Origin of the sequence: Cytobacillus sp. Bva_UNVM-123, from assembly GCF_046351715.2 — a bacterium.
In the GTDB taxonomy this organism is placed as follows: domain Bacteria; phylum Bacillota; class Bacilli; order Bacillales; family Cytobacillaceae; genus Cytobacillus.
Window position 1 is genome coordinate 2425356 of sequence record NZ_CM177772.1, and the last position, 15701, is coordinate 2441056.

At 36.0% G+C, this 15701-nt stretch carries 13 protein-coding genes; 11 read left to right on the top strand and 2 right to left on the bottom strand.

Translation table 11 applies throughout. The annotated features are described in order from the left end of the window. Nucleotides 1-97 precede the first annotated feature (97 nt). The 5 genes from KDN24_RS12065 to KDN24_RS12085 all read left to right on the top strand — a co-directional run bounded on the left by KDN24_RS12065 (nucleotide 98) and on the right by KDN24_RS12085 (nucleotide 5222). Nucleotides 98-1012, top strand: coding sequence for a DUF7847 domain-containing protein (locus KDN24_RS12065; protein WP_409972689.1), 915 nt, complete (start codon nucleotides 98-100; stop codon nucleotides 1010-1012). A gap of 184 nt (nucleotides 1013-1196) precedes the next feature. After that, nucleotides 1197-1853 (top strand): DUF4129 domain-containing protein, encoded by a 657-nt coding sequence (locus KDN24_RS12070; protein ID WP_409972690.1) that lies wholly within the window; start codon nucleotides 1197-1199, stop codon nucleotides 1851-1853. A gap of 3 nt (nucleotides 1854-1856) precedes the next feature. Further along, the gene (locus KDN24_RS12075) at nucleotides 1857-2987 is read left to right on the top strand and encodes a DUF4350 domain-containing protein (protein ID WP_409972691.1); all 1131 of its coding nucleotides are present in this window, start codon (nucleotides 1857-1859) and stop codon (nucleotides 2985-2987) included. After that, nucleotides 2984-3913 (top strand): AAA family ATPase, encoded by a 930-nt coding sequence (locus KDN24_RS12080; protein WP_409972692.1) that lies wholly within the window; start codon nucleotides 2984-2986, stop codon nucleotides 3911-3913. Before KDN24_RS12075 ends, KDN24_RS12080 begins: the two co-directional genes overlap by 4 nt. Beyond that, complete coding sequence (locus KDN24_RS12085; protein ID WP_491348433.1) at nucleotides 3864-5222, top strand: DUF58 domain-containing protein; 1359 nt, start codon at nucleotides 3864-3866, stop codon at nucleotides 5220-5222. The genes KDN24_RS12080 and KDN24_RS12085 overlap by 50 nt, the downstream gene beginning before the upstream one ends. Here KDN24_RS12085 and KDN24_RS12090 read toward each other — a convergent pair. After that, a complete protein-coding gene (locus tag KDN24_RS12090; protein WP_409972695.1) occupies nucleotides 5200-6183 on the bottom strand; it encodes a stage II sporulation protein M in 984 nt (327 codons plus the stop codon). The two genes, KDN24_RS12085 and KDN24_RS12090, sit on opposite strands and share 23 nt — an antisense overlap. A 115-nt stretch (nucleotides 6184-6298) precedes the next feature. Here KDN24_RS12090 and KDN24_RS12095 point away from each other — a divergent pair, with 115 nt between their 5' ends. From KDN24_RS12095 to KDN24_RS12115, 5 genes are all read left to right on the top strand, one after another. Continuing rightward, the gene (locus KDN24_RS12095) at nucleotides 6299-7111 is read left to right on the top strand and encodes an RDD family protein (protein ID WP_409972696.1); all 813 of its coding nucleotides are present in this window, start codon (nucleotides 6299-6301) and stop codon (nucleotides 7109-7111) included. 218 nt (nucleotides 7112-7329) lie between these two features. After that, nucleotides 7330-9006, top strand: coding sequence for a dihydroxy-acid dehydratase (gene ilvD / locus KDN24_RS12100; protein WP_409972697.1), 1677 nt, complete (start codon nucleotides 7330-7332; stop codon nucleotides 9004-9006). Nucleotides 9007-9109: 103 nt separating this feature from the next. Then, nucleotides 9110-11449, top strand: a complete 2340-nt coding sequence (locus tag KDN24_RS12105; RefSeq protein ID WP_409972698.1) for a xanthine dehydrogenase family protein molybdopterin-binding subunit — start codon at nucleotides 9110-9112, stop codon at nucleotides 11447-11449. Next, nucleotides 11430-12263, top strand: a complete 834-nt coding sequence (locus KDN24_RS12110) for an FAD binding domain-containing protein (protein WP_409972809.1) — start codon at nucleotides 11430-11432, stop codon at nucleotides 12261-12263. Before KDN24_RS12105 ends, KDN24_RS12110 begins: the two co-directional genes overlap by 20 nt. Beyond that, nucleotides 12264-12737 carry a (2Fe-2S)-binding protein gene (locus KDN24_RS12115; RefSeq protein WP_409972699.1) on the top strand — a complete coding sequence of 158 codons (474 nt, stop codon included), beginning with the start codon at nucleotides 12264-12266 and terminating at the stop codon, nucleotides 12735-12737. It abuts the gene before it with no gap. Nucleotides 12738-12786: 49 nt separating this feature from the next. Here the strand turns inward: KDN24_RS12115 and KDN24_RS12120 are convergent, their stop codons facing one another. Beyond that, the gene (locus KDN24_RS12120; RefSeq protein ID WP_409972700.1) at nucleotides 12787-14202 is read right to left on the bottom strand and encodes a glycoside hydrolase family 18 protein; all 1416 of its coding nucleotides are present in this window, start codon (nucleotides 14200-14202) and stop codon (nucleotides 12787-12789) included. Nucleotides 14203-14382: 180 nt separating this feature from the next. On the opposite strand from KDN24_RS12120, the gene KDN24_RS12125 reads away from it, so the two are divergent. Further along, a complete protein-coding gene (locus tag KDN24_RS12125; RefSeq protein ID WP_409972701.1) occupies nucleotides 14383-15597 on the top strand; it encodes a DUF438 domain-containing protein in 1215 nt (404 codons plus the stop codon). Nucleotides 15598-15701 lie beyond the last annotated feature (104 nt).

Here is a 15701-nt window from a genome sequence, read left to right on the forward strand (position 1 = left end):
AATGCTATACTATTATTTTAGTATTAACGATCAAAATATGTCAGATTAATGGTAAAATAAGCGGTATGACTATTCTATATATTAGGAGGATTACTATTTGGATACAAAATTTAATAAACCAAAAAGATTCGGAGAAATTCTTGATCATACGTTTAGTTTAAGCAAAAATCGCTTTTCAGATTTTTTCTTAATCCTGCTCATTTTTATGGGACCGGTATATTTATTACAAGCTATCATCGATCTTTTTGCAGGCGCTAGCTTTTTCAGAGCACTTGGAAGTGGTGAGATGTGGTATGAACAAATAGTAAATGGTTTCGCTGAACCGGAAGAATTTTATGGTATGGCACCATTAGTTGGAATTGGTGGCGGTTTTATTACTGGTATTCTTGGTATTATTCTTTTTCCAATTGGTAAAGCAGCGATTCTTTTTGCCATTAATCATCTTCGCAATAATGAAGATTATACGGTTGGCTCAGTTATTAAAGAAGCTTTTTCTCGCTTTTGGCCGATATTAGGAAGTACGATTTTATTCTCACTTATAATATTTGGGATTATTGTTATTCCATTATACATGATCATATTAATAGGTTTTTTCGGTGCGATTTCCAGCCCAACACTTGCAATCATTATTAGTATTCTTTTATTTCTTGGCTTCGCAGTATTAATTGGCTATTTATTAACACGATGGAGCTTTTATTTTGGATCTGTTGTACTAGATCGAGAATCACCTGGTTTTACGAGAAGCTGGGGATTAACACGAAATCGTACTTGGGTTTTGATGGGATTATATATTATTTTCTATTTAATCATAACCAGCATAAGTACTGCTGTTGAATTTACCTTTGGCATGTTCCTAGGAAACAGTGTATTATTTGCTGTTATTGTCAACATTATCTCATTATTTACAACTTTGTTTTTCAATGTAGGATATGCAGTTATATACCTTGACTTAAAAACAAGAAATGATGCGGAAGACTTAAAAGAGATGATTCAAGACTATAAATCTATTTAACTTATTAATTTACTCTGTGAAGTGACATATTGATAGATATGAAATTTAATTATGATGAATTGACTAGCAAATAAAAGTACCCTCAAAAATGGAAGGTTCAGATATTATCGTGTAAATCCGATAATATCTGAACAGCTATTGATGAGGTGAAAGTGAGCTTGTTTTTAAGGTAGGTGATGGATAAGTGCAAGATGCGAATAAAACGAAGGAAAAACTACAGGAAATTTTAAATGGAAAAGAATATCAAGCATATTACAATGAACCAACAAATATTTTTGCGATTTGGTGGGAAAAGGCAAAAAAATGGATTGCTGAGCAATTAGCTAATTTATTTCCCTCAATGGAATCGGCTGGAAATGCTTCTGGGCCATTGTTAATAATCATGATCCTTATCATCATAGTGCTGTTAGGATTCGTTATAATATTTTTAATTCGAAATAGTAAAATGAAACGACAATTTCGAGATCAACAGCCATTGCAATCTGTAAATGAGATGAATTGGTCATACGAAAGTCATCTGTCTGAAGCAAGAAGACTAGAATTACTAGAAGATTACACGCAATCTACGCGCCATTTATTTTTGGCACTGCTTCTTTTTTTCCATGAAAAAGAATGGCTAGAGGCAAGAATATGGAAAACAAATTGGGAGTATTATGATGAACTAAGAAAAATAAACAAACAATGGGCCAACCAATTCTATCATCATGCATTACTATTTGATGGAGCTACATATGGGAAGTACATAGTTCAGAAAGATGAATACGATAAATTCCAAACAGAAGCGATGCGATGGTTAAATGAAATGAATGAATTAGGCAATGAGAAGAAAGGGGGCGAATAAATCTTGCAAAAATTACGATCAACTAGACAAACATGGATTTGGCTTGCCCTACTTCTTATTGTCTTTATGCTTACGAGTTATTTTTTCCTTTCCCAAGCACCAAAGCAATATCCAAATTATGTTTCGGATTCGCCCTCTCCAACTGGTGTTAAGGCTTTTTATACATATTTGCAGCAAGAAGAAGAGGTGGAAAGATGGACACATTCACCTAATCTTTTAAGAAATACGACGAAAAACCAAATACTTATCATGATCGAGCCTTTTTTTATGCCTAATAGTGAAGAAATGGCTGACTATGAGAGCTTCATGGAAGCAGGCAACACCATTCTTTTATTGAAGAAAAATCCGCAAGAAATGTTTGACTTACAAGTAGAAATGGTTGAGCAAACGGATGAATCCTTGAAAGTATACGCTCAAGAAGGAACTTCATATCATGCGAAACTCAGCTCACCATTTAGACTTCAGACTAAGAATAATAGTGAAATCTTATTAAAGGATGAAGGTGGAACGATCGCATTAAAGCAACATTTTGGCAAGGGACAATTAATTGTAGCTGTTGCTCCCGAATGGGTAATAAACAGCAATATTGTAAAACATGATCATATTCCACTCATCTTTTCATTTTTGCCTGAAGAAAATGGTCAATTATTTTTGTTTGATGAATACATACACAAAGGCCAAAATGCACCTGCTGTGGTCACACTTTACCCGCAATGGTTTCTCCTCATGCTGCTGCAAGGTTGCATTCTTATCATTCTATTACTTCTATATCGTGGGAAACGTTTTGGACCAATCTATATTCCCAGAGAAGAAACAGTAAGGTTTAGTGATGAAGGGATAAAGGCGATTGCTGCATGGTTCATAAGAGGAAAACGTTATCAAGATTCTTTAATCATCCAAGTTGAATACATTAAGTCTATCATGCAGGAACGTTGGGGACTGCCTGTAAAAAGTGATTGGAAGATAATATCTGCTTTTGTTGAACGAAAATTGACTTGGCAGAATCCAATGGAAATTCAAACTTTTATTAATGAATTGAAAAATGTTTTAGAAAAAGACAAGCTAAGCAAACATGAATATTTACTATGGTCGAAAAAACTTGATCGGTTAAGGAAAGAGGTGGAGGAAGGATGAGAGAAAAATTAACATCCTTATTAGAAAAATATGAAGAACGCATTTTAGGACAAAGCATGAATGTAAGACTTCTGTTATCTGCTATTTTAGCTGGTGGACATGTACTATTAGAAGGGGTTCCTGGTACTGGGAAGACGCAAATGGTGCGAACGCTCGCAGCTTTATTTGGTGGAAGTTTTAACCGCATTCAGTTTACGCCAGATTTACTTCCAAGTGATATTACAGGAAGTACTATTTTCAACATGAAGGACAGTTCGTTCCAGACACTTAAAGGGCCTGTTTTTACGAATATTCTCTTAGCAGATGAAATAAACCGAACACCTGCCAAGACACAAGCTGCACTTCTTGAGGCAATGGAAGAAAAACAAGTGACCATTCAAGGTGAAACATATCCATTGCCAGAAGTATTTTTTGTTGTTGCAACTCAAAACCCACTGGAGTTTGAAGGTACATATACTTTACCAGAAGCACAACAAGATCGTTTCTTATTTAAATTGCAGATTGACTTTCCAACCTTCGATGACGAAAAAAATGTTTTGAAAAATGTAATTGACAATACATTTACCTCGATGTTTACGACACCAGAGCTGGATATAAATCAATTTTTATTAATAAAAAAGGAAATTGAACAAGTTACCGTTGGCGAGAATGTGTTGGATTATATTATGAAAATTGTGAGAAAAACCCGTGATTCTGAAACAATTCGATTTGGGGCAAGTACGAGAGCAGGAATTTCAATTGGGAAGGCTGGTCAAGCATGGGCATATATTACGGGACGCGATTATGTCACGCCAGATGATATTAAAATGGTTGCCAAACCTGCTCTTAGACACCGGATTCAATTATCTCCGCATGTAGAATTGGAGGGAGTAACTGTTGACCAAATCATTGAAGAACTTGTGGGGTCTATTCCTGTTCCAAGATAGAGGGATTTTACCGACTCGTAGATTATTAATCCTTTATTTGATTCTATCCATCAGTCTTATGTTAGGCGTTTTTATCGACATTTCATGGGGATTCATAATGATCATGAATGTAATCATTTTATTAGTGAGTTTCGGAGATTTACTCATTTCACCAAAAAAGAGTGATCTTTCCTTTAAGAGAACGATACAAGCAGAAATGGAAAGAGGAATTTCATATTTTGTCAAAATAGAAGTGACAAATCGTTCGCCATATGCATTGTCATACAAATTCATTGATGGAATTCCACAAACTTTTATGAAATGCTTTCCATTGACTGGACTCGTTGAAAAACATTCTTCTATGCAAATTACTTATGAAACGAAAGCAAAGGTTAGAGGGAAGTTTGAGATAAAAAAGCTGTATGTTCGCTATACTAGTTTATTCGGTTTTTGGGAAAAACAGATGGCAGTTGAATTAGTTGACGAAGTGAAGGTAATTCCAGATTTAACAGAGACAAAGCAATATTTAGAGAATGCACAAAATTTTTTATTACATGAAGGATTGAAAATTCGCAAACAAAAAAACGGAGTCGGCGACTTTGCCAAAATTAGAACGTATGTTGTTGGTGATGATCCAAGGAAAATAAATTGGCGGCAAACCGCAAAGCTGCAAGAGGTAATGACAAATGAATATGAACCGGAGCATGGGAAGTATATCACGATATTAATAGATTGTGGGAGAATGATGGGGGCAGAATTAAGAAAAGGAAATCGCCTTGAAAAGGTTTTAGAAGCAGCACTTACTGTTACCGCTGCTGCATTGAAAAAAGGGGATTATGTATCTGTTCTTGCTTTTTCAAAGGAAGTGAAGGTTTTTGTTCCTCCGGCTAAAGGATTGCCACACTTACAGACCATTCTTCAAGCAATTTACAATCTGAAAGTTGATGCGGTTGAGTCTAATTATGCTGCCGTTCTTACTTATTTAGAAACAATGCAAAAAAAACGGAGTCTTCTAATATTGTTCAGTGATATTGGTACATTTCTTCATGAGGAAGGTGCGCTTATTTATTTAAAGAGGCTTAGACAAAGACATTTATTTCTTATGATCGGGATTGAGGATGAGACTCTGCAAAAAAGAATAAATGAAGAACCTTACGATATCCAAAATACGATGATCAAAAGCGTAGCACAGCAACAAATGCTCGTTAAAAAAAGGGAAAAAATAAAATGGGAGAAACAAGGCCTCCAAATGATTGAGGCCCGTGAAGAAAAGTTAACGATTTCAGCTGTTTCTTATTATATTGAAATTATGAATCGTAACCTAATATAGATTGTTTCTTTTTTAAAAGTAAAAGTTTCCCAATGATTAAATAAAATATTAATCCGATAACGGTTAAGAAAGCAACGAAGTATTTTGCTTCTAAGGAAATGGCTGCTGGTGTAATAAAGCCTTCAATCAAACCAGCAATGACAAATAATGGTATTGTCCCTAACAGCAGTTGAACAGACCGCTTTGCTTGCTGTTTTAATTGATATCCTCGTGAATAATGCCCAGGAACGAAGAGCTTATAACCCATTAATAACCCAGCACCACCTGCGATAAAGATGGCTGTAAGCTCGATCATTCCATGGGGAACGATGTATGCCCAAAAATCATAGGATTTATCATAATGCCAAAATAATGCTGCAAGTGCTCCGATAATCATACCATTATAAATTAATAAATAGACAGTTAATAAACCGAACGTGATCCCGCCAGCAAAAGCTAAAATGGCAACTTGGATATTGTTTGTCATAATACTTGCTGACATGAGGGGGGAATCAACCGCTCCATCGCTGCTCCCTAGTTGATTAGGGTCAACCGATTGAGAAATGTCAGCTGGCAAAATAGAATACAGGTGAAGTGGATCATGAGCAACTGAAATGAAGCTTCCTAAAGCACCTATAATAAATAGGATCATTGCCACAATAATGAATTTCCATTGTTCTAATAATAGTCCGATGAATTTCGTACTGAAAAAATAGCGGATTTGCTTCAAACTTGAAACTTGGTCTTTATACAATAAATTATGGGATTTCGAAACAAGTCCATTTAAATATTGAGTTACCTCTTCATTTGGAAAGAATGTTTGGCTGTATGAAAGATTTTGAGCAGCTTTTTGATATAACCGATTAAATTGATTAATATTAGACCTAGTCATATTGCTTTTTCTTTTATTTAGGAGTGTTACTAAATTTTCAAGCTCCTTCCATTCTTCTCGATGCTGCTTTACAAATTGTTTTATATCCATTATGTCACCTACTTGTTCTAATCAATGTAAAAATTACGATTATCCTTATTATAGTAATTTTGTAGTTAAATAGAAATGTTTTGAGCAAAATCAACAAGGAAATGGGGTTAATTTTTTGAATCAAGACAATGTCGGAATAAAAACTCCCGAATATGTTTCCCTTCAGTTTCAAATAGCTGGATTAGGAAGTCGAACTGCAGCTTTTATTATTGACCAAATCATTTTAGCAATCATAAATATCGTCATATTAATCGCTTATTTCGTCATCATGATAGGAAGTCCAAGCAATTTTTTTATAAGCACTGATATTGAATCTTTCACACTAGCTATTATTATTATAGCGATATTCATTATTAATTGGGGATACTTTTTTGCTTATGAGTATTTTTCGGGTGGAAGAACAATCGGTAAGAAAATGATTGGGATTCGGGTCATTCAAGACAATGGACATAGTATTACGCTCCTTTCTAGCTTTATTCGAAATCTCTTGCGAATTATTGATTCTTTACCAGTTAATTATTTCGTAGGTATTTTAATGGTCTTTTTCCATTCGAAGCATAAACGATTAGGGGATCTTGTTGCAGGCACGATTGTCGTTCATGAACGTAAGGCGAAAAAAAACAACAAAAAGAAACTGAATGATTTTGATAAGGAACTCATGAAAAGAGGGATTTCGAAAGATGATCTTGTTTTAGAGGAATGGGCTTTAAAATCATTAGGTATAAGAGACTGGAATTTACTTAATACGTATAGCCATCGATTTCTCCAATTGCATGATGCTGAAAGGAAACAAATAACGAAGGAGATCGCAGAAATGATCTTTCCAAAAATCAACATACAATTTCATGGAAAAAATGAATATGAGCTTGAAAACTTAGTACTTGCCCTCTATTTGAATGCTAAAGAGGAATGGGAATATGAATTATAATGAATGAGGATAATTCATTATAAATAGCTTTAATGGATCGTGTAGCCAGTTCTTAACACATAAATGTGATAGGGCTGGCTATTTAAAATATTCTTCCATACCCCTTTACATAAAGTGAAAAAAGGAGTTAAATGAAATAATATTATATCAAATAATGCTATAATTACTAACAATGATAATTTTCAGTTTATTATTTTTTAAAAATGGAGGGATTTATCGTGGAAAATCTACGAAGTAATATGATAAAAAAAGGATTTGATCGTGCACCTCATAGAAGTTTACTTCGTGCGGCAGGTGTTAAAGAAGAAGACTTCGATAAGCCTTTCATTGCTGTCGTAAACTCGTATATTGATATTGTTCCAGGACATATTCATTTACAGGAATTCGGAAAAATAGTGAAAGAAGCCATTCGTGAAGCAGGTGGAGTGCCGTTTGAAATGAACACAATTGGCGTTGATGATGGGATTGCAATGGGGCATATCGGTATGAGATATTCATTGCCGAGTCGAGAAATTATTGCGGACTCGGTTGAAACAGTTGTCGCAGCTCATTGGTTTGATGGGATGGTTTGTATTCCAAACTGTGACAAAATTACCCCTGGAATGATGATGGCAGCGATGCGATTAAATATCCCAACGATTTTTGTTAGTGGAGGACCAATGAAAGCAGGAGTTACGAGTGATGGAAGGAAAATTTCCTTATCTTCTGTATTTGAAGGAGTAGGTGCTTATCAAGCAGGAACTTTAGACGATAACGGGTTAAAGGAGCTTGAACAATTTGGCTGTCCTACATGTGGTTCATGCTCTGGAATGTTTACAGCAAATTCGATGAATTGTCTATGTGAAGCACTTGGTCTTTCATTGCCTGGAAATGGGACGATATTAGCGATTTCTCCAGAACGGAAAGAATTTGTTAAAAAGTCTGCAAAGCAATTAATGAATTTAATTAAAGATGATATTAAACCTCGAGATATCGTCACTGAAAAAGCTATCGATAATGCCTTTGCACTTGATATGGCACTTGGTGGTTCAACAAATACGGTTCTTCATACACTTGCCCTTGCAAATGAGGCTGGAATTGATTATCCGATCGAGAGAATTAACGAGGTTGCTGCTCGTGTACCACATTTAGCAAAATTAGCACCAGCTTCTGATCACCATATTGAAGATTTACATGAAGCTGGAGGAGTATCTGCTGCATTGTATGAGCTATCAAAAAAGCGTGATGCTCTCCATCTAGATACTTTAACGGTAACGGGAAAAACACTCGGGGAAAATATTGCTGGCTGTGAAGTGAAAAATTATGAGGTTATCCATCCAATCGATCATCCTTATTCAGAAAAAGGTGGGCTTGCTGTATTATTTGGGAATTTAGCTCCAGATGGTGCCATCATCAAAACTGGAGGCGTGCAAAATGGCATTACCAGACATGAAGGTCCTGCGATCGTCTTCAATTCACAGGAAGAGGCGTTAGAGGGCATTTCTAAAGGAGAAGTTAAAGCAGGTCATGTCGTGGTCATTCGCTATGAAGGACCAAAAGGTGGACCAGGTATGCCTGAAATGCTTGCGCCAACTTCACAAATAGTTGGAATGGGACTAGGTCCGAAGGTTGCACTTGTAACGGATGGCCGCTTCTCGGGCGCTTCCCGTGGTCTATCCATTGGACATGCTTCACCAGAGGCTGCTGAAGGTGGGCCACTTGCCTTTGTTGAAAATGAGGATCATATCGTTATTGATATTGAGAACCGAACGATGGATGTTCATGTAGCTGAAGATATATGGGAAAAGCGAAAAGCAAATTGGAAGGGCTTCGAACCAAAAGTAAAAACTGGATATTTAGCCCGTTATTCTAAGCTTGTTACTTCTGCGAGTACAGGTGGAATTATGAAAATTTAATCAAAATATTAACAATACAAAGATCAGCTGAAGAATCCTTCACTGGTCTTTTTTTTATGCTAGATTCATATTCTAATATAGCGGGCAAAGGAGTAGATGATAGATGAGTATAATCGGAAAAAGTGTATACAGGAAAGAGTCTTATGACAAAGTTACAGGGAAAGCTAAATATACAGACGATTATGAAACAAATGGAATGTTGCATGCTAGTATCGTTATTAGCCCATATGCACATGCATTAATTCTATCAATTGACGACACTGAAGCTCGTAAAATACCTGGAATTCGGGCGATTATTTATGGGAATAATCTTCCACTAACAGGAGAAGATTTACGTGATCGACCCCCGATAGCATTTGATCGTGTGCGTTACCATGGAGAAGTGGTCGCACTTATTGTTGCTGATTCACCTATTATCGCAAAGCGTGGAGCAGCTTTAATTAAAATTCAGTATGAGCAACTTCCAGTTGTAAACTCACCAAGTGAAGCACTTAAAGAAGGGACCCCATTAGTTCATGAAAATTTAATTAACTATCAGAGGAATGCTAGCGTTTATCCTGAGCCTGGAACGAATATTGCTCACCGTGTGAAAATTAGGAAGGGAAACTATAAGGAAGGTTTTTTGAATAGTGACGCAGTCGTAGAAGAAGTATTTGCTTTTAGACCGTCAGATCACGTTGCAATGGAAACGAGATGCTCATTTGCAGAGATTCGTGCAGATGGTACGATTGAAATTACAACTTCCTCACAAGCTCCTTTCAGGATTAAATACTTATTAGGTGAATATTTCGATATCGATCCAGGGAAAGTCATAGTTAATACACCGTTAGTTGGCGGAGCATATGGGGGAAAAGCTTCTATGCAATTAGAAATATTAGCCTATTTGGCTTCAAAAGCTGTAAATGGAAAACTTGTGAAAATTTACAATCAAAGAGAAGAGGACATGATCACCTCTCCTGGTCATATTGGTTTAGAAGCAAAAGTTAAACTAGGTGCAACGAAGGATGGGTATTTACGTGCTGCTGAAATACTCTATTTATTTGATGGTGGAGCATACTCAGATAAAGCGATTGACCTTAGCAGGGCAGCTGCAGTCGATTGTACTGGCCCTTATCGCCTTAATGATGTTTGGTGTGACTCATTATGTGTTTATACGAACCATCCTTATGCTGCGCCATTCCGAGGATTTAGTCATTCCGAGCTATTGTTTGCTATTGAAAGAACGATGGATGTTCTTGCAGATAAACTTGAAATGGATCCTCTTGAATTCAGATTAAGAAATGCTATTCTTCCTGGTGATACTACCCCAACACAAGTTCAACTCAATTCAAGCAATGTTGGTAATTTGCCTAAATGTATAAATCGATTAAAAGAGTTAATCGCATGGGATGAAGGACAAATCGTCAAAGTAAATGACGATATAGTGAGAGCGAAAGGGATTAGCTGTATTTGGAAAACTTCAACCGTTGATACTGATGCAAGCTCAGGGGTCATTTTGACCTTTAATGCAAATGGAAGCATTAATCTCATTTCAGGTGTTATTGAGATTGGTACTGGATCAAAAACCGTCTTGGCACAAATGTTAGCAGAAAAAATGAGGATGGATGTGAATGAAATTTATGTTCAAATGAGTGTAAACACTCAAAGTACACCTGAACATTGGAAAACTGTTGCTAGCAGAGGAACGTTTATGGCAGGTAGAGCATTACTAAATGCAGCAGATGATGTGATCGACCAGTTAAAAAGCATCGCTTCGGTTGTTCTTCGTGCTCCAAAAGAAGATCTTGAAGTCGGATATGGCAAAGCGTTTTTGAGAGATGACCCTACGATACAAATTGATATTAAAGAAATATGCTATGGCTATACGTATCCGGATGGAACAACAATTGGAGGACAAATCATTGGAAGAGGAACATACACATTAAGGCATCTGACGTATTTAGATAAGAATACAGGTTTCGGAAAGCCTGGACCTGAATGGACTGTAGGCGCACAAGGTGTAGAGATTGAGATAAATAGTAGAGATTTTACTTATAAGATATTAAAAGCTGTCTCTGTTATAGACATTGGAAAAGTATTGAACCGAAAAGCTGCAATAGGTCAAGTTATTGGGGCGATGAGCATGGGGTTATCTTTTGCGGCACGAGAAACATTTTATTTTGATGCAGAAGGAATTGTGTTAAATCACCAACTAAGAACATACCGCCCGATAAGATACGGAGAGCAGCCGGCATACGTTGCTGATTTTGTTGAAACACCACAGATTGATGCACCTTTTGGAGCTAGAGGAGTTGGGGAACACGGATTGCTTGGAATGCCAGCAGCTTTAGGCAATAGTCTTTCAGTTGCACTATCATCAAAAATAAACTATTTGCCGCTCATTCCAGAACTGCTTTGGAGGGTTAAGAATGGAGGGGTGAATGATGATTTCACCCGAGCTTGAATATTATAAACCATTACATATCGATGAAGCCATTGAACTATTTTTTTCATTAAAGCAGAGGAAGAAACAACCAATGTATTATGCTGGAGGAACTGAAATAATAACACTAGGTCGACTAAATATGGCAAAACCTGATGCAATCATTGATATTAAGGAGATAGATGAGTGTAGAATCTTTGATTATTATGAAAATTATTTACTTACAGGTTCTTCTGTCCCGTTGACTTTTATCGAGGATAAAAACCTTTTCCCACTCTTAACGAAAACCTCCAGCGAAATAGCTGATCATACTTCACGAAATAAAATTACTTTAGGTGGAAATCTCTGCGGGCGAATTTTTTATCGTGAAGCAGTCTTACCCTTTCTTTTGACTGATAGTTATGCCCTTGTCGGTGGATTACATGGCTTGCAAACCGTACAAATTCATTCTCTGTTTAATAAAGAACTTCAGCTTGAGGAAGGTCAGCTGCTTATTCAATTAATAACTGAAAAAGAATACTTGCAACACCCATTTGTAAGTATTAAAAAAAGACAACAGTGGAAAACTGGCTACCCTTTATTAACCGTTGCCGCGATTAAACGAAATGAGCAAATAAGGTTTGCTTTTAGCGGGTTATGTCCGTTTCCATTTCGCTCACTTCAAATCGAAAATGAGTTAAATAATGCAAATGTTTCATATAAGGAAAGAATTATTAATGCAATTAAACATATCCCCGCTCCCATCCTCGATGATGTTGAAGGCTCAAAAGAATACCGATTATTTGTTTTCAGTCATACAGTAATGGATGTCTTGTTGGAAATGGAGGGAAAATAATTGCATCATAATCAAAATCTATTTGAAATTTCATTAGAGGTTAACGATGAAATTCATACTGTTTTGATCAGAGCTTCTGAGACACTGCTGCAAGTTCTCCGAAATAAGCTTTCCCTAACTGGTGCTAAACCAGGTTGTTTGAACGGTGACTGTGGAGCATGTACCATTATGGCGGATCAAATGCCTTATAAGTCATGTATTTTCCTAGCTATTGAAGCAAGTGGGAAAAAGATAACTACGATAGAAGGATTAGTCGATACCCCCATTCAAAAAGCTTTTATTGAATATTTTGCTTTTCAGTGTGGCTACTGCACACCTGGATTTCTAATGAATATTCATGCATTGTTACAAAAATATAAAAATCCTTCTGATAAAATAATTGAAGAATGGTTATCTTCTAATATATGCAGATGTACTAGTTATCAAGAGATTGAAAATGCCGTTAAATCTGTTTTACAAAGTAATAACCAATAATAAAAAAGTCCCAAAACTTGTATATTAGTGTTGGGACTTCATCATTTACTCAAATAATCTTTTTCGTTCGAAAGTTCCAATCTTGAACAAGCCAAACTTGTGGAAAAGGATTGCCTAGCACCCAATAGCTTGCTCCGCGCAAACCATATTGATTTATGGTATCAAATTTTGCTTGCACACTTCTTGCATCCTCGAACCATACTTCATGCTGCTGACCAGATTCATCCGTATAGCGGAAAAACGGAGATTGATATATGTCATTATATTGAATGTTTACACCATATTTAGCAGCAAGCTGGAGAGCTCTTTGTGGACTTACTGTCGTTGCAAAAGTACCTTGTTTCCAAGGGATTTTCCAATCCCGTCCGTATAGTGGCATTCCCATCATAATTTTATTTCGCGGGATAACGGTCACAGCATAATCCAGTACCTTCTTGACTTCATTAATTGGGGCAATCGCCCATGGACTGCCGCCAGCCCATCCCCATTCATATGTCATTAAGACGACAAAGTCAACAATCTCGCCATGTGCCTGATAATCATGCGCTTCATATAATATCCCTTTTTGATCTCCAGTAATCTTTGGAGCTAAGGCTGTTGATACTAAGTAGCCTTGTGGATGCAACCTTGCGACAACACGGCGTAAAAATGTATTATAGTTCTCCCGATCTTCTGGGTATACATATTCAAAATCAATGTTTAATCCTTTATATCCTTTTGTTTTCATTGTATTTAGGATGTTTGTGATGACTGTTTCTCGTAATGAAGGACTTCGCAAAATTGTCGCGGCAAGATCCGAACTAAATTTATTACCTGAAAAATTTGTTAATACGAGTAGGGGGGCTACTCTTTCTTCCCATGCAGCAACTAATAAAGGGCTTTCTTTCATTTCAGTTAAACTGCCATCCGCTTTAATGGCATAAGTAAATGGAGAAAGAAAAGTTAAATATCGGCCGATACTCCTTGTTTCCTGAATGGCTTGTTGTCCTACACCAGTAATATAAGAATTAATTTCTTTAACAGGTCGTACTTTAATCGGAATTCTAATAACTTGACCAATTGTTAAATTATTTGGATTTATCGACTCATTTAATTGCATAAGAGCAGGAACCGTTGTTGCGAATTGGGTTGCAATTTTCCATAATGTATCACCAGCTTGAATGGTATAGAAAGAAATTGGAATTTTTAATACTTGCCCAACAAATATTGTGGATGCATTAGCCAATTGGTTTTCATCAACTAACATTTGAACGGTTACACCATATTGAAAGGCGATTTGTCCAAGTGTTTCACCTCGTTGTACGATATGAGTATATACAGGTGTAGGAATGACAAGTGCCTGCCCGACAACAAGTACATTCGGATTTGCCAATTGATTAGCTGATGCAATTTCATCAGCATTACTATTATACTGCTGCGCAATTTTCCACAATGTATCCCCTTTTTGAACAACATAAATGTTCATATTTATCACTCCAGCCCAAATAGAATTCGTCTGTAAGCAATATATGTAAAGATGAACGCTTTGTGCTTCCTAATAGAATATTGATGATTTGAATCACATCATAATAGTTACTGAAATGGTATTTTGTATATGATAAGAATTATCAATTAAAGAATGAATGATAAATGAAGGAGATTTAGCATGAGTGAGATAATAAATAATCGTGAACAACATACACTCCCAAATATAGAAAGACATAAAGCTTTACAACAAATCTTTATCGATCTACGTAATGGAAAAAATATCGAAGAAGTGAAAGCTCATTTTAAAGCCTTTATTGGAAAAGTAACAATCGATGAGATCTCTAAGCTTCAACATGATGAAATGCAAGGGATTACAAAAGCAGAGATGGTGAGTTTATACAATAAGCATACAGAATTATTTAGAGATTGTATTGAAGAAGCAAGCATACGAGAAGAAATGCCTGGCCATCCAATTCACACATTTAAATTAGAAAATGAACAACTTGATAAACTTGTTAAATTAAATTTGCAAGTACATTTGATGGCATTTGCAAAAGAGGATACAGATGAAAATATATTAAGTTTGCTCGAAGATTGTAATCTTTTACTTGATATTGATAAACATTACAGTCGGAAGGAGAATCTTGTATTCCCCTACTTGGAGAAATACGGAATATTCGGGCCGACAAATCATATGTGGCGGATTGATGACTTCATTCGTGATTCTATTAAAGATGCAAAGAAGAAATTAACGAATTATCATGGAGAGAAGGAAGAAATCATAAACATCGTCAATTTTATTAGTAAAGAAGTTGTCGATATGATCTATCGTGAAGAACATATTCTCTTTCCAATGGCTTTGAAAAACTTAACAGAAGATGAGTGGATGAAAATTGCTCACGAAAGTGATGAAATCGGATTTTGTTTAATAAACTCTGTAGCGGAATGGAAGCCAGAAAGAAAGACATTAAGTGAAAAGGCCATAAGCGAAGGTTATATTAAAATGGAGACAGGAATTCTTTCGTTAAAACAACTAGAATTATTATTAAACCATTTACCTGTTGATATAACCTTCATTGATCAAGATGATGTCGTCCGCTATTTTTCACATGGAAAAGAAAGAATTTTCGCTAGAACAAAAGCTGTGATTGGACGCACTGTTCAAAATTGTCATCCGCCAAGAAGTGTCCATGTGGTTGAGGAGTTATTGGCAGATTTTAAATCGGGGAAAAAGGACAGTGAAGATTTTTGGATTAAATTTCGTGATAAATATGTATACATTCGCTATTTTGCTGTCAGAGATGAGAATAAAGATTATATCGGAACATTAGAATTTACCCAAAACATCGATCCGATTCAAGCGATTAGTGGAGAAAAAAGAATCTTAGAATAAGCTTCAACATCTGGATAAACGCGGTAATATCGCTTTTAGCTTTTTTACATTTTCATATACTTTTAATATGAATAAGCATGATAATGAGGAGATTGTCCATATTT

Bases quoted from the DNA above. Each gene is read 5' to 3' on its own strand.
- KDN24_RS12080 (WP_409972692.1), top strand. From the start codon at position 2,984: ATGAGAGAAAAATTAACATCCTTATTAGAAAAATATGAAGAACGCATT.
- KDN24_RS12090 (WP_409972695.1), bottom strand. From the start codon at position 6,183: ATGGATATAAAACAATTTGTAAAGCAGCATCGAGAAGAATGGAAGGAG.
- KDN24_RS12105 (WP_409972698.1), top strand. From the start codon at position 9,110: ATGAGTATAATCGGAAAAAGTGTATACAGGAAAGAGTCTTATGACAAA.
- KDN24_RS12110 (WP_409972809.1), top strand. From the start codon at position 11,430: ATGATTTCACCCGAGCTTGAATATTATAAACCATTACATATCGATGAA.
- KDN24_RS12120 (WP_409972700.1), bottom strand. From the start codon at position 14,202: ATGAACATTTATGTTGTTCAAAAAGGGGATACATTGTGGAAAATTGCG.
- KDN24_RS12125 (WP_409972701.1), top strand. From the start codon at position 14,383: ATGAGTGAGATAATAAATAATCGTGAACAACATACACTCCCAAATATA.